The following is a 14,018-nucleotide window of genomic DNA, read 5'->3' as shown; positions in this document are numbered from 1 at the left end:
CTTAAGACGATGAATGTCCCGTTGTCAGGTAAAAGAATGCGGCATTGTCATGGATGTCTTGGCGCTTTCTGTCGGCTTGTCACAAAGCACACAGCCCGAGCGCGACGTGGGACACGAGCGTTGCGGCATTGCTCGGACTTTTACAAAGTTTAACAATTGACTGATCAGGCAACGCATCGACGCAGACGCCTCGCAGTACGCCAGACGCTGAATGGATGCCGAGTGCATGCAATCGTAAAGGCGCTGGTTGGGCTGGATCTGACGGGAGAGTTCATTCTGACATCGCGGCCGCTCGCTTAGCGCATAAAATTTCTGAATCGTTGGCCCGGATCGATTCATTTATTTAATTGGACGGTCGATTCGGGAATTGCGATTCTAGCGCATGTCCGAATTCACCGTGCAATATCTCGTGCTCGAGCGCCGCGATCCGGCCCGCAACATGGCGCGATTCTATGTGCTCACGATCGAGCCGACGCTGTTTGGCGATACGGCATTGGTGCGCGAATGGGGCCGTCTCGGTGGGCGCGGTCGACGGCGGCTCGATCTGTTCGATGGACACGTGCAGGCGGTCGAGGCCCTTGAGTCCCGGCTCAAACGAAAAACCCGTCGTGGTTACGTCCAGCGCCATTCGCCATGCCTGGAGCGAACGTGCGACCCAGCGTGAGACGGCCAGGATGGACGAAAGGCCGAAGAAAGTATATCAAAGTAATCCGTAGTCATATTCGGTCATACCTAAGAATTGCAAAAGTATTCCATAATCTATGTTATGCGAAGGTGAATATTGATGTGATATCAACGACTTAAAAATGAGAAGTCCCATAACTCAGCAGCGCATTCTCTTCCTGAAGAGAGCCGACGTCTTCAATAGCAGGTGGGGCAATTGCTGAGGACTGTATGGTTCGCCTGACAAGCCAACCTGCAATCGCTCCGTTCCCGATGTTCAGGATTGTCGGTCGAACAAGTGCCAGCCGTTTTGCTAATCATCATCCTAGCACCCCGCGCCCGCCGCGTGAACGATCAACGCGTGTCTTCGCACTCCTTCAGCTTCTTCACGACCGCCGAGCTGTCGACGACCTTGCCGTCGCGGCTGAGCGGCACTTAGGCGGCCGTGCGCCCCTCCGCATCCGTCACTTCGATGACTTGTGGCATCGTGTCGGGATAATCGCCGGCGTGCTCTTTGGTTTCGACCTGGTAGCCCTCGAAGCGCATGTCCCGGCCGTCCATTGTCGGATCCTGAGGGCGCTTCTCCGGCGGCATGGGCGGCAGGTCGGGCTCGACCGCATTCCTCGGCGGAGATCCCCAAGCGGGAGTTCCTCGATCGAGAAGGCGCCGAAGCTCGGCGACCACCTCCCCGCGCCGTTCGAGCTCCTCGATCGCGGCGACGACCTCGTCGCGGTCGAGGACCTCGAGAAGCTCGTTGATCGTCCCCTCGCAGTCCCTCTCGCCCGGCTCCACCTAGCGGGCCAGGACGGCCTGCGCCCGCTCGACGGTTTCCAGCACCTGCTTATCGGCGGTCATCGACGTACTCCACGCAACTCGCACGCGCCTATTCAATGGGGCCACAGGTCCATTGTTCCTGACCCGCACTGCGCGGAACAGGCGGAAAAGCCCAGTCCCCGCGATTTCGAATCCCTGGGCGGTGATAGCAGCGCGGAACGCGCCGCGGCTCCCAAGGATTCGCCGGACGCATGCCAGGAGCGATCTCGATGCTGATGTTCAAGGAAAGACGGCCGGCGATCCGCACCTTGCGCGGTTGGGCCATCGCCGTGCTGCAGGAAGCCGGCGCTGCATAGACCGCATCCTCATCGCTGCGCATCCAGTCCTCTAGCCGACACTCTTGCTCCCGCATGAATTAGATTGTCACGTTATCAGGCGCCACGAGGCCCGTGAAATCGCCGAGCTCAGCCGTCATGTTCGGGAGCGTGGCACGCTCATCGATTGAGAGCGAACTCACGACGGGGCCGGCGAACCCAAACACGCGACCGACGCCCGCCCCCCTGCGCATGGCCGGCAACGCCAGCAGATCAAGCACGATATCCTTTGCAGTTACGCCACTGCGCATGCGCTGGCACCGGTGAAGCCGGCTAATGGTGCATGTCGTGCGTCACCGTTCCGTCCGAGATTGCTTTCATGCCCGGCATACCAAGCCCGCCCAACGGCGCCGAGGCATCTGGAACGATCAGAATATTGGCCATCATCCCGCTGTCCTCATGGTCAAGAATGTGACAGTGCATCACGAACTCGCCGATATAGCGATCATACGTCGTTCGGATATGAACTTCGTAATCGTTCTGGACAAAGACCGTGTCCTTGAACGCGTGCCACATGCCACAGTACTGACTCTCGAGTCCCTTGCTGTCCGCAGGCACGAGACACTCGCCGTGGAGCCCAAAAATACTTTTGCCGTTGTGCATCACGTCCATGATCTCGAATGGATTGACATGGATATGATAGATGTGGGGTTCACCAGATGACATCAGAACCCAGTCTTCGGTAGTATTGACCTGCATCGTAAACTCTTTGTCGATCCGGTCGGGATCGTAGGCCTTTCCATTGATGTAAAAGCCGAAGCCTGGATCTCCGGGAAATTGCGGTCCGATGAAGAAACTTGCAATGCGTGGATTGCCGCTGTTCGAAGCGGCGCCTTCCTCAGGCATCGCTCGCCAAGGCGACAGGTCGCCTATCAGAAGACCATCGAGTGCCGCTTTCGGCAAGGTCTTGTCGTTCGCATTGCCATCGTACAGCGCTTGGCGGACCAACGCGCCGAGATCGCCGGACACCACTTTGCCACCCGAAACGACCACCGTCGCAAGCAGCTGGGTCTCGTTCGGCCCCTGGCCGCCATGGGGACGCTCGTCAGCTGGCGTGGCCCGATTGAGAATGCAGTAAGTCCCCTCGTGTGGAAACGCCACGAGAATGTCGCTGCGATAACCCGGCTGCAGGAAGTTCGTACCGATCGCTCCGCTCTGGCTCTTCGCTCCGACCCCGATGGGATTGATCTTTGACCGGGTCAGTCCATCCGACGCGATCTCGAATTGCGGCACCAGCGCGACCGCTTGGCTCCCATCCGGCACCAGCGACGGGCAGAGCTGCTTGACGACCTGCGCCTGATCCTTTGCGGTTCCATCCAAAACGCCTTTGATTGCCAGTGCCGCTTTCGGCGCAGTATCGAGCATGGGCACGATCTGAACGTTGACCGTGTCGTGAATGCCGGCATGGATAAATCGCCAGCGCTGGACTTCGCCGGCCGGAACATTGAAAATGGGCTGGACCGCCCCATTAATGCTCGTGAAGCGTCCGCTCTTGTCCCAGACGGTGGGAGAAGCGAGCTGCGCACCGAAATTATCGACATATCCGGTCTGGCCCGGGTCGCAGTTCCAGGTGCCGTCGGCGTTCTTGCTGATCTTGCCCTGCGCATCGAAGCACGCATAGGGAATCTGCTGCAATAAGAATATCTTCTCCGGCATGGGGTTGCCGGCTGCGTCATGCAGGATCGTGTCGATGTCTCCTGCCGCTTCACCGGTATAGTGGCGATCGCCTCTGATGATGAGCGCGCCGGATGCGCCGCTCGCGACCTGAATGGCCGTCGACCCATGCCGATGCGGATGGTACCAGAACGTTCCCGACGGATGGTCGAAAGGAATGTTTACTTCATATTCGTAATTGGTATGCGGCGCGATGTTGATGAGAACATTGTCGCTGTTGCCAGTGGGCGACACGTGCAATCCGTGAAAGTGCATGTTGATCGTGTTGAAGCATTCCGGACCGGGCGCTGCGCCCGCCGTGCATGTGGTATCCTTGATATCAAGATCGTTGCGCAGCAAGATGCGTAACGTACTTCCCGGTTTCATGTCGATCACTGGCCCGGTGAGACATCCGCCGTAGGAGCGGAGCTTGACGTTGTCCATCCCGCCGTTCAGCGAGCCGGGGTTCCTGATCTTGTTGGCCGCGATCTTTGCGACGAGATTCATCGTCACGAGATTGCTAACCGACGTGATGTCGCCCTCGGGCTTGCAGCCGGTTTCCGTCACCGGCGCAAGCTGCACGGCTGGCCCAACTCTCTTTTGGAGCAATTGCGGTGGGTTGAGATAGGGCTGGGGCGCTAATTCCTGCGCAAACGCGCTCGCGGCCCACATTAACGAAAGCAACAGGATGAAAATTCGCACTGTTCACCTCGCAATTTTTCGGTAGCGGCGTTCTCTTGAACGCGGCTATTGACTTCCCGCCGCTCCAGCAGGGCCACCTACAGAGACTCGTCGTTGCGTTAACAGTCAGAGCAGCGCCTTTAGCGAATATCACGGCGCTGTCCAGGGCTCGCCGACCTCTCAAATTCAATTAAGTGATGGTTATTGAAAAGCCAAGGTCAGTCAACCTGGTGTTGCGTCAATATTTTGATACCCGCCAGCTGTGGGTCCGCAGACGCCTTTCCTCGAGAGAACGACCTCGACCGGACAATCCGCCGCGTGTATTCCCAATTGACATGACCCTATAATTGAATATGATTTTTCTATTAAGAGTTGTCGTATTGCTTTTCACATAGGGGATGATCATGCACCACCCCAACTGGCTTGTTTTGCCTTTCTTGTGCCTCGCAACGTTATCGAGTGAAGCAGCGTTTGCGCAGGGCGCAAGCCCGCCTCCGGGCTACTACGATATTCCGGCAGGATTTGATTTTCCCGCACCAAAGGCGACGCTGGAGCAGTTCATTACGGCCGGCAATGTCTCGGCTGAACGGCTGCACGCCTGGAATGTGTTTGCCGGAATGACTCAGGCCGCGCCAGGCGGCGAGTTTGCGATCTTCGAAACCTGGTATAGCGAAACAGAGACGTTTGACTCGAGTCTCGCTGCCGCTGCTGCACAGCCGAACGCCGCGCGTCAACCTCGCCTGCCGCGCTTCCAGACACCCCGACAGTTCCGGCCTCCGAAGGGCGTTGTCGCGCCGGCGGTTGCCGGAGCGTCCGTTCTGTCGTTCGTGCTCTACAACTTCCCTGCCTTCAACCATGTGAGAACCAACGGGCTGTTCAAGGCCTCCACGCTTGACGGCCTTCTCAAGACCGGTGCATCGAACAAGACGTTCCCGAAGGATCGCGATATCCCGCCATTTCCCGTGAACGCGATCTCGCTGAAGACGGTGTGGTGGCCGATTGCGAAGGACAAGATCACGGCGATGCCCATTTGGGATCCGGATCAGAATCCCGCGCTGAAGACCGGCAACCCACCTACAACCTGGGCTCGTTATGTCGCGGTGGACCCAGCTCGCCCCGACGTTCCGCCGGACGAAGTCGTCGACGTTCAGTTCAACGGTCAGACCAAACGTGCCCACGTTGTAGGGACGAACAAGATCCATCTGATTCAACTGACCGCGGACCAGGCGGCGGGCATCAACAGCGATGGCGTGCTGTCGGGAGTAGCGCAAGCAGCACTGGGGCGCCCGCTTCAGGCCGGCGACTTCGCCGCGCTAGTCGCGACCCATATGACCACGAAAGAAATCGACAACTGGGTCTGGGCAACGTTCTGGTGGCACGACCAACCCGATCAGGGATCGTTTGCTGCTGATCGACCGGCTCGGGTGGCTGGTGCCTGGCGGAATTATCTGATGAACGTCAGCTACGACCTGAACTTGCCAAAGGAAGGTGACGGCAGCCCCCACGTTGCGTTCAACCCTTGGCTCGAAGCCAGATTCCCCGATGCGGGGCATGGTGGCGGTGTCGTCTCCAATTGCATGAATTGCCACAACCGCGCGAGTTATCCGGACATGCCATTCCTGCCGGTCTATCGCGGCAATCCCGATCCGCAAGACCAAGCGTTCAATGCCGGCAGACTGCGAACTGATTTCCTTTGGTCCGTTCCTGATCAGGCCCAGTGATCTCAAGCGAGCGTCAGAACAGGATATTTTAGCGAGGGTTATCAATGCCGATCTCATTCGCGCGTCTACAGGAATATCTTGATCTGATCGTGCAGAACGCCAGTGAGAATGCTGCTGCTGCGCCACACAAGCGCTTCTGGAGCAGCTATCAGAACCTGACAGCGACCCCTCTCCCGAATCCAAAATGCAACGGTCAGCCCATTTTCCCCGTAAAATATATCGACGAGCAACACACCGCTGTGGATGCAGATGGTTCGCCGATGTTGGTGATATTGACCAGCGCCGATGGCTTCTGCGGACGGGGCCAGATGCCGCCCGGTGGGCCGTTTATCACCGACTCGGGATATTCCCTGACATTGTCGGACGGATCGACTGCGACAGGCGCCCAGATTGTGCAGGATATTCACGATTGGCTAGTTGCCGGCGCTCCGAACAGCTGACCGTTACAGGAGGGTGCAAATGCCAAGAGTCGTCATCATCTCGATCATCTCACTCTTCCTGGCAAGCGCGGCCTACGGTCAAGCACCGCGCCAGTCGTCGTTTGCCCTGAAAGCCGACGCCGCCGCGGGTGCGTGGGATAGCTCACTGCGGGGAAAATGGACCTACAGAAGCTATCTCAACCGGGCTGACGTCACGGTCAACGCAGCTCCGGACGCGGCGGTGCAGGCTCTGAGTGCGATCTATGGTCCGCAAGTCACGAACGCCGCGTCTGCTGTGACGGCATTCAATCTCGTATTTGGCGAAGGCGTCATGACGTTCGATCCCCCACAGGGAAACTCGGTCACCGGGAATTTCGACATGGGCGGCGGTTATGTGCTCGACCTGAAAGGAACCATGCAGACGTCGCCTGCCGGCGACATCTCAGTCGAGCTTTTCGGTACCGGAAGAGCTGGGACGAAGACCGAAAATTGGGAATACGACTACAGAGCATCGACAACGGCGAAATGGCCAAACGGCGTTAATCAAATACCCACGCTTGTCGGCACGGTGATCAGGGCGAAGCCGCATGACGGGGGAGCCGCAGGCGTCGTGGCTTCCTTCATCGCGATCAAGCAATAGCGTCGTGTCGGTATCCGAGTCTGCAGGCGCGCCACCTTGGCGAAACCATAAGAGGGGCCTGACTCAACTTTAAAATGTGAAGTACAATGCAATCAAGAATTGAGTGAGGGGGGATGGCAGAATGACCCGCCACCATTCCAGCATCTTGCGTGCGCGTTTGCTCGCAACTGCTCTGGGTGCGATCTATACGAGCTTCTCAAGTGCGCTGGCTCAGGCGCCGGATCCCAAAGACCAGAAGGGATACACCTCCTTTGTCGCATCACTCTCGTCTGTCGGCACTTCCGCATCCGACTTGCTGCTGCTTGAAAGGGGAGCGGGGCGGCTAGCTCTGATCCGCAAATCTGTTACGCAACAGGTACTTGCCGCATACGCGACTAACGCAACGAGCAAGACAATTGATTTTGGAAAGGGACTTGAGCTTTCCGAGATACTCTGCGGGATCCGCGCGAATTCCGTTGTCATCCTGGACAAATTCTCTCAGCGCGATCAATCGGCGAAACTCGTTGTAGATCATCTACAGTCGGTTGCTCGGGCGAACTATCTCAATTCGGTCGCGACCGAGATACAGTCCGTTAGCAAGACTACGGCTCCTGGGGATATCCTCTCGGCTTTACAGGCACTCTTCGCTTCATACCAAGTCAAGGCCAGCAACGCTACGCTGCAACTGGGTGCCATCGACAAGATCAGAGTCCGGACGCTCCAGCGTTGCCAAGGCGATTTGAAGGAATTCGACAGGGCCTACTACGGGGCCGAGATAGTTGCCCAGTCAGTAGCGAGTGACTTGGTTCAGCCCGCCGCGGCTTCAGGCATTCCGGGTCTAAGCTTTTTGGGTCCGATCGGTGTATTGATCGATACAATGCTTGGAATTATCACGCCTGTCGCGATCGAGGCGGCGACGATTGTCGATGAAGGCAAGCGTGAGCAAGCGATCAAAGACTTCCTGTCCGATCCGAAGAATCAAACCGCGATACGCAACGCTGGCGTTGAGCTCGCCCAAGCCGTCTCCGATTATACCTTTGCAAGAAGAATGACGCTCGCCGGGTCGTTTGCGGAACAGGTGGCTGTTCTCTCGGCAGCGAAAATCGATATCGGAAAGATCGACGCTTGCGCCGATCCCGACAAGAAAGTCTTTGACCGCTCCGAAACAGGCGGACCGAGCGCCATCTTTCTGCGATGCCATCACGCAGTTTGGAAGGAAGTGCAGGAGCAAATTGGCGCGGCGTTGAAGACTGCAAGCGACTACGACGTCATCGCAGATGCTGGAGACACGTCGGCCGGGCTGAATAGTTTCAGAGAGATCACCGCCGATTTCGGGGCGATTATCGCTAACCCCGCTAAGGCTGATGAGTTCTGGCAGCACGTTACGCAATTGGTCAGTTTTGCCGGTTCGGTTGCGACCGCGGTATCGCAGGAGAACCGGGATAAAATACGAAAGGCGATTGATGCTCTGGTAAACGGCTGAGCGTCACGCTCCCGATTTCCTGAGCATAAGTAGATTTTGAATGACGAGAGTGAGCGGCCAACGTTGAAAGATTCGAACGTTGGATGGCCTTTGATTGACTAGGAGGGCGCAGATTGGGCGTCAGCAGTTTCAGGGATGCCGCATTTCGATGCGTAATTGCGGCAAGCATCGCTTTGATGTTTTCCTCTGTTGTAGATGCCGCGGAGTATGATCCGTTCGTCATCAACAAGGGGCCCATACAGATGGGCTCCGTGGAAAAATTGAATCAGCCCGGCATTGGTCCTGAGTTGATTGGAGGAAAAGAGGCCGAATCGACCGAGTGGCCGGCTTCGTTTTATTCGGCTCAAGCAGGCGCGAGATGTACTGCGACCTTGATTGGTCCAACGGCCTTGCTGCTTGCTGCCCACTGCGTCGGCAACGGGCAACTCGCGGCTATTGAATTCCGCGAAAGGACGCTGTCAGGACCTTGCAGGCACGCCGAGGGCTATAAAGGAGGCGCGGGTGATCTAAGCGCAGACTACGCATTATGTCGCATGACAGAGGCTGCTGACGGCATCAAATATGAACGGCTAAATCAGGACCCGTCCAAGCTCGTGCAGGATACGAAGCTCCTTCTTACGGGGTTTGGTTGCACGATTCCGCCGCCACCAACAGGTGGCCCGCCTTCGGGAGGAAATGATGGAAAGTTTCGCATCGGACAGGCGCGTATCGCGAAACTTCCCGGTACCGACCCTGGAGAACCCAATACGGTCGTAACTCGCGATCAGGTAATCGTTTGTCCCGGCGACAGCGGAGGCGGCGCCTACATCCAACGCATCGACGGATTGCGCGTTTTGGCAGCCGTTAACTCGCGCACCCTCTACAAGCAGGGCGAGTCACTTCTATCCAGTGTCACGTCGGCGGCCGCGGTTGCGTTTATTAAGGATTGGATGAAGGACAATCCGGATCAAAAGGTCTGCGGCGTCAATTTTAGCGCTGCATGTAGGTGAGATATCGATCATGAAGTGTCTCAAGGCGCTCGTCATTATTCTCGGGTTTCAGAGCGCAGCTCAGGCGGATGAGTACATTTCGTTGCGCGGAACGCCAGGACTTTCAAACGCAACGATCGAATACATTGCGCGAAATTCCGAGCCGAAGGTCGGATACATCAATATTGGTGAGCTGCCGGAACGATTCATCAAGCAAGTGTGCGGGCACGTTACGAACACGTTCAGCTCGTTATTCTTCGGTACCTACAACACGAAGCTCGTCCGCGAGCCTGCCCAAGTGCGAAGATCCGCAGTCATTCCCGCCTGTGCGAAATGGCGGAGGGAAGATTCCGGAGATGGCGTTGCCGTCGGCGTATTCGTGGGCGATACCTTGGACTCCGTTCTTCTGAGAAAAATTGGCCGCAAAGCCAATCAGATACAGAAGTGCAGTCCCAATGATTCAGCTACCCCGCGATGCGGTTTAACCTATCGGGAGCTAGTTGAGAATCTCAATAAGGGTCTCGATCTGGCTAATCTTAAGCCCGGCTCGACCATCCGCCTTCCCTTCGTGACCGAAATCACCACGTTCCCTGTCAAACGGGGCAGCTCCGTCACCGCCTTAGAACACATTGCAAAAATAAAGGAGCTCGCTGGATTTGCAGATCCGGACAGCCCGCTGATAGAGATCGAGGTGCCGCCAGCCATTTCGCTCATAAATCCGGTCGATGCAGACGGTCAGACATGTCCGGCGGCCTCTCCCGATACTGCCGGTCCCTGGCCGTACGATGATCAAGCGGTCGCCGGGGTCATCAAGCGCACGCTTTCGCTTGCCGAGCAGTCCTATCCCGCCACCCTTACGGTCATCGATACGGGGCTTGATGCATCATTTCCGTCTGGCTTGCTCCGTCGCAATGATTTTACAAACGCGAACAGCCCATACGGAATTGGGGTGTTTCGCCTGGACAACATTCGTCCCTATTCTGATCACACACCGAACGAGGTCCGCTTACATGGCACCGAGGTCGCTCGTATCGCCGCGGGTTTCCCCAAGCTCCAAAAGGCCTATCCGCAACTGTCGGCCCTGTTCAAGCTGAACGTCGTGAACGTTATGGAGCCGCCAGCGGGCGGCGGCGGAGGTTACGGCATAACATCGGGCGGGCTGGTGAAGGCGCTCGAATGGTTCGTCACGCACGGCGATATTGTCAATCTAAGTATCGCCTCTAAGGACCAATTGCCGGGCATCTTGAACGCCATAAAGAGAAATGCTCAGTCGCTCGTTGTGAGCGCGGCGGGTAACGAGAGCGCCGAACTTAATCTCACGGATTGGTATCCGGCAAATTATGGTGGCCGTAACGAAGAGTCTGGAACGCAGTTTATTACGGTAGCCGCAATAGATGCCACCCTGTCACCCACAGGCTTCACGAACAAGGGTGGCCGGTATGTCGATCTCTTCGCGCCGGGCTGTGACGTGCCGTACGATCAAACGGCGTCGGGCGTGACGGGAACATCCTTTGCTGCTCCGCTGGTGAGTTTGACTGCCTCCCTGTTGCGATCGTTCGGCCTCAGAACACCCAAAGATATCAAGCGCCGCCTGCAAGCCTCCGTGGACTACGACGGACGTTTGGAAGATCTTGCAGCCTGGTCTGGCCGCCTCAACCTTTCGAAGGCGCTTAGCCTGTATGATGATGTTCTGCAATTGCGATCGCGTCCCTTGGAGTTTGGGCAATGGACCGCTCCATCCGACATTTGCAAAGACACGGTGATCCTTCCCACGATCAGAAAGATCAACGTCAAGAACAAAGCTGGCGCGCTTGTCCTTCGAGTTCTGTGGTCAGACAGCCAAGAGCAGCTTCAGGAGACTGAGTGCGAGCCATCGAGCGACAAGTTGGTGCTCGACGGGAGACCCGATCCGATCGTCTGGAGCGATTTGATCGACTACGTGCCGAGGCTGTTTCGGAAGAATTAGGGCGTTAAGGCTTCGATCTGGTGAGAGTTCAGCACAGCCCGCCATTTCTTGATCGCGTTTTCGCTGGTTGCGACGTACGGAAGTTATCTGGAGGAGCAAATGATGTTTCGTGCAGGAATGACTTCGCTGCTTTTGTGGACATTGACGGCGGCCGCTCATGCGCAGACCGGTCCGGTTGGTCCCGTGAGCACGTCGACTGAGCAACTGGGAGGAAAAATATCTTACGCGACCGCGCGCCCGAAGCCGCTGCCAATTGCGCAGGGCTATACCGATGCCGATGCCCGCAAGGCTCTGCAAGGAAGTGAGCCGCAGGAACAACGGATACCAGGGTTGCAGGCCGGGGCTATCGGTACCGGCAGGCCATCGACGCCGGGGCTTCGTTCTCCGGTTTCCAAGGCCCGGGAGAACTTGCCGGAAGCTCCGGCACAGGTCGATTTCGGAACGTCTGGCCTTCCGTTCTCCACGGCTCGAGCCGATCTCAAGCCGAACGCGACGAACGACCAATACCCTTATAGTGCGGCCGGGAAGCTTTTCTTCAACGAGTCAGGAGAGTCCTACATTTGCTCCGCCTCATTGATAAAGCCGGGACTGGTCATCACAGCGGCGCATTGCGTCGCGAAATTTGGAAGCGATCAATACTATTCCGATTGGGAATTCCATCCGGGTTACCGCGACGGAAGTTCCCCGTTCGGAAAATGGACGGTGAAGAAAGCATATGCGCTTAAGTCGTACCTGGATGGATCAGATTCATGCAAGGTGGCGGGAGTCGTTTGCAAAGATGACATTGCCGTCCTCGTCCTGGTTCCTCAGAAGAACTCCTATCCTGGCAAACGCACCGGCTGGTTTGCTTTCGCTTGGAATGGTGGAGGTTTTACGCCCCAGCGCATCACGCATCTGACGCAGCTGGGCTATCCGGCCTGCCTCGACAATGCGGGTTACATGCAGCGAAATGACTCGCAAGGAGCGGTCGATTCAGCAAACTCGGACAACACGATTATCGGATCGTTGATGTGTGGTGGTTCGAGTGGGGGGCCCTGGATAATGAACTTTGGCGTTCAGCCGGCGTTGACAGGAACTCAGTTCGGAAGTGCGCCGACCCCCAACACGATTATTGGCGTGACGAGTTGGGGATCGACCAACAATGCCGTCAAATGGATGGGCGCCAGCCCATTCGTGGCCGAGAACGTAAAGAAGCTGGTTGATGCGGCTTGCAACGATTACGCACCGGCGTGTTTGGAAAATTAGCCTCCAAGCATCCGCAAAGATGGCGGCCTGTTTTCTTTGCCTCGTTACGGCGAGAGCCGAGGCTCTCGCAAGCCAGCCGAACCAGCGCCCGGAGGTCACAGACGACGTTGCTCGATCACCGGACCAGACAAAGCGACCTCGAAGTCGCCTTAACTATCGTAAGGCTCGTCCTATTCCGATGCCAACCTTGGACTGCGAACCCGACCAAGTGCGAGGCCAGCTACCGAGCCACATCTGCCGCGACGGACCTCCCGGGCGCCAGCCGCGCTAACACTAGGCAGCGCTCCTTTCCGTCGTCCGCGTTAGGAGCTCGAGCTGACGGAATCTACCGACGAGTTTTCGTTGCCGGGCTCGTATGCTTACGCGCTTCTCAGGTTGACACTTAAGCGCGACTGGTCCGTAATCGCGAGGCTGGAGGTGGCCATGAAGCAAACACGCAAGCTGCTCCAAATTCGGAGCTGCGTGAAATGAATGGAAGTGATCCACAGCATCGTGCACTTGCCGCAAGCAACTGAGTTTATTTATTCACATAACCTTCATTATGGAATATTATGGAATAGTTTCCTAGAATTTCGAGGAAGCTGGCACGGACTGAACCTTCTCTCCCAACCCGAGTCTGTTTTGACTATTTTGACTCTGTTCCCTTCAACTCGTGCCGCAGGCAGTGATCGCCGTAGACGTGTTCAGCCAATTTCCGCCGTTTGAGCTCGAGCTGCGGGCGTTTATCGTTGGAGGTGTGCAGTCGAAAAGTCCGTGTTGAGCCGGAGAAGCGCATCAGTCCTCTCCTTGTTACCTGATCAAGCTGCTTCTGGGCGAGGTAAAGGCGATCTGCTTGTGCCCCTCACCGACCAAGGAGGGCCGGCATTAGCGACAACGCTGCGAAGCGACGAGTGGACCTCAGCAATCGAATGTCGAAACCACCTTCAAGTTTCGCCATCGCAGCAACGGCAAGCTTCTTGCGCGCGGCCTCCCGGCAATAGCGCTCGATCTCCCGGATATCCGTATGGCCGGTGATGCTCATAATTTCGAGCGCTGTGCATCCTGTCTCGGCTAGATGACGACACGCCGCCTTTCGGACTCCATGCGAGCTGGAACGAGGTGGAAGGTCTGCAGCTGCCGCGGCTTCGCTAATCCAACTCGAAAACGCCTTCTCGCTGCGCGCGTTTCCGTACATGGTTTCAATGAAGGCCGGCCCGTCCTTTGGGCAATCGGCGATTTAGCGCGCCAAGTCGCGATGCACCGGAATGCACAACTCGACATGCCCTTGGCTTTGTTTGGTGGTGATGACGAAACCCTGCTTAGTGAGATGCTTCCAGCCAAGGCGCACGGCATCGCTGCGACGCAGGCCAGTGTGCAGTAACACCTCGAAGGCAAGCACCGCAGCGGCCTTGAACAGCCAATGGGTCGCACGGATTTACTCGCGTCTCGGGTCGATCGATCGCACCATCTCTT

General features: G+C 57.1%; 13 protein-coding genes. 8 read left to right on the top strand and 5 right to left on the bottom strand.

The annotated features are described in order from the left end of the window. The first annotated feature begins 382 nt into the window (after positions 1-382). Positions 383-664, top strand: a complete 282-nt coding sequence (locus AC0L3P_RS36750) for a WGR domain-containing protein (RefSeq protein ID WP_473309008.1) — start codon at positions 383-385, stop codon at positions 662-664. Positions 665-1,098: 434 nt separating this feature from the next. On the opposite strand, the gene AC0L3P_RS36745 is transcribed toward AC0L3P_RS36750, so the two are convergent. The 3 genes from AC0L3P_RS36745 to AC0L3P_RS36735 form a co-directional block, all read right to left on the bottom strand. Beyond that, positions 1,099-1,455: a hypothetical protein gene (locus AC0L3P_RS36745; protein WP_473309007.1), complete on the bottom strand. Its 357-nt coding sequence runs from the start codon at positions 1,453-1,455 to the stop codon at positions 1,099-1,101. A gap of 397 nt (positions 1,456-1,852) precedes the next feature. Beyond that, positions 1,853-2,062 carry an aconitase family protein gene (locus AC0L3P_RS36740; protein WP_473309006.1) on the bottom strand — a complete coding sequence of 70 codons (210 nt, stop codon included), beginning with the start codon at positions 2,060-2,062 and terminating at the stop codon, positions 1,853-1,855. Positions 2,063-2,084: 22 nt separating this feature from the next. Further along, on the bottom strand, positions 2,085-4,166 hold the full coding sequence (locus AC0L3P_RS36735; protein WP_473309005.1) for a multicopper oxidase family protein: 2,082 nt from the start codon (positions 4,164-4,166) through the stop codon (positions 2,085-2,087). A gap of 383 nt (positions 4,167-4,549) precedes the next feature. Here AC0L3P_RS36735 and AC0L3P_RS36730 point away from each other — a divergent pair, with 383 nt between their 5' ends. The 7 genes from AC0L3P_RS36730 to AC0L3P_RS36700 all read left to right on the top strand — a co-directional run bounded on the left by AC0L3P_RS36730 (position 4,550) and on the right by AC0L3P_RS36700 (position 12,566). After that, on the top strand, positions 4,550-5,866 hold the full coding sequence (locus AC0L3P_RS36730; protein ID WP_473309004.1) for a hypothetical protein: 1,317 nt from the start codon (positions 4,550-4,552) through the stop codon (positions 5,864-5,866). 44 nt (positions 5,867-5,910) lie between these two features. Next, on the top strand, positions 5,911-6,306 hold the full coding sequence (locus AC0L3P_RS36725) for a hypothetical protein (RefSeq protein ID WP_473309003.1): 396 nt from the start codon (positions 5,911-5,913) through the stop codon (positions 6,304-6,306). 19 nt (positions 6,307-6,325) lie between these two features. Further along, positions 6,326-6,925, top strand: coding sequence for a hypothetical protein (locus tag AC0L3P_RS36720; RefSeq protein ID WP_473309002.1), 600 nt, complete (start codon positions 6,326-6,328; stop codon positions 6,923-6,925). A gap of 121 nt (positions 6,926-7,046) precedes the next feature. Further along, positions 7,047-8,387, top strand: a complete 1,341-nt coding sequence (locus AC0L3P_RS36715; RefSeq protein ID WP_473309001.1) for a hypothetical protein — start codon at positions 7,047-7,049, stop codon at positions 8,385-8,387. 113 nt (positions 8,388-8,500) lie between these two features. After that, positions 8,501-9,376 (top strand): trypsin-like serine protease, encoded by an 876-nt coding sequence (locus AC0L3P_RS36710; protein WP_473309000.1) that lies wholly within the window; start codon positions 8,501-8,503, stop codon positions 9,374-9,376. A 10-nt stretch (positions 9,377-9,386) separates the two neighbouring features. Continuing rightward, positions 9,387-11,321, top strand: coding sequence for a S8/S53 family peptidase (locus tag AC0L3P_RS36705; RefSeq protein WP_473308999.1), 1,935 nt, complete (start codon positions 9,387-9,389; stop codon positions 11,319-11,321). Positions 11,322-11,420: 99 nt separating this feature from the next. Next, positions 11,421-12,566, top strand: a complete 1,146-nt coding sequence (locus tag AC0L3P_RS36700) for a trypsin-like serine peptidase (RefSeq protein WP_473308998.1) — start codon at positions 11,421-11,423, stop codon at positions 12,564-12,566. Between the two features lie 841 nt (positions 12,567-13,407). Here the strand turns inward: AC0L3P_RS36700 and AC0L3P_RS36695 are convergent. Next, complete coding sequence (locus tag AC0L3P_RS36695; protein WP_473308997.1) at positions 13,408-13,740, bottom strand: tyrosine-type recombinase/integrase; 333 nt, start codon at positions 13,738-13,740, stop codon at positions 13,408-13,410. A gap of 42 nt (positions 13,741-13,782) precedes the next feature. Further along, the gene (locus AC0L3P_RS36690) at positions 13,783-13,944 is read right to left on the bottom strand and encodes a hypothetical protein (protein ID WP_473308996.1); all 162 of its coding nucleotides are present in this window, start codon (positions 13,942-13,944) and stop codon (positions 13,783-13,785) included. Positions 13,945-14,018: the final 74 nt, after the last annotated feature.

This window comes from Bradyrhizobium sp. WSM4874 (genome assembly GCF_055811835.1).
The sequence above is the reverse complement of the archived record's forward strand: the minus strand, read 5'-3'. Positions and strand labels throughout refer to the sequence as shown.

Coding starts and splice junctions, on each gene's coding strand:
- AC0L3P_RS36750 (WP_473309008.1), top strand. CDS start 383: ATGTCCGAATTCACCGTGCAATATCTCGTGCTCGAGCGCCGCGATCCG.
- AC0L3P_RS36740 (WP_473309006.1), bottom strand. CDS start 2,062: ATGCGCAGTGGCGTAACTGCAAAGGATATCGTGCTTGATCTGCTGGCG.
- AC0L3P_RS36730 (WP_473309004.1), top strand. CDS start 4,550: ATGCACCACCCCAACTGGCTTGTTTTGCCTTTCTTGTGCCTCGCAACG.
- AC0L3P_RS36725 (WP_473309003.1), top strand. CDS start 5,911: ATGCCGATCTCATTCGCGCGTCTACAGGAATATCTTGATCTGATCGTG.
- AC0L3P_RS36720 (WP_473309002.1), top strand. CDS start 6,326: ATGCCAAGAGTCGTCATCATCTCGATCATCTCACTCTTCCTGGCAAGC.
- AC0L3P_RS36715 (WP_473309001.1), top strand. CDS start 7,047: ATGACCCGCCACCATTCCAGCATCTTGCGTGCGCGTTTGCTCGCAACT.
- AC0L3P_RS36705 (WP_473308999.1), top strand. CDS start 9,387: ATGAAGTGTCTCAAGGCGCTCGTCATTATTCTCGGGTTTCAGAGCGCA.
- AC0L3P_RS36700 (WP_473308998.1), top strand. CDS start 11,421: ATGATGTTTCGTGCAGGAATGACTTCGCTGCTTTTGTGGACATTGACG.
- AC0L3P_RS36695 (WP_473308997.1), bottom strand. CDS start 13,740: ATGTACGGAAACGCGCGCAGCGAGAAGGCGTTTTCGAGTTGGATTAGC.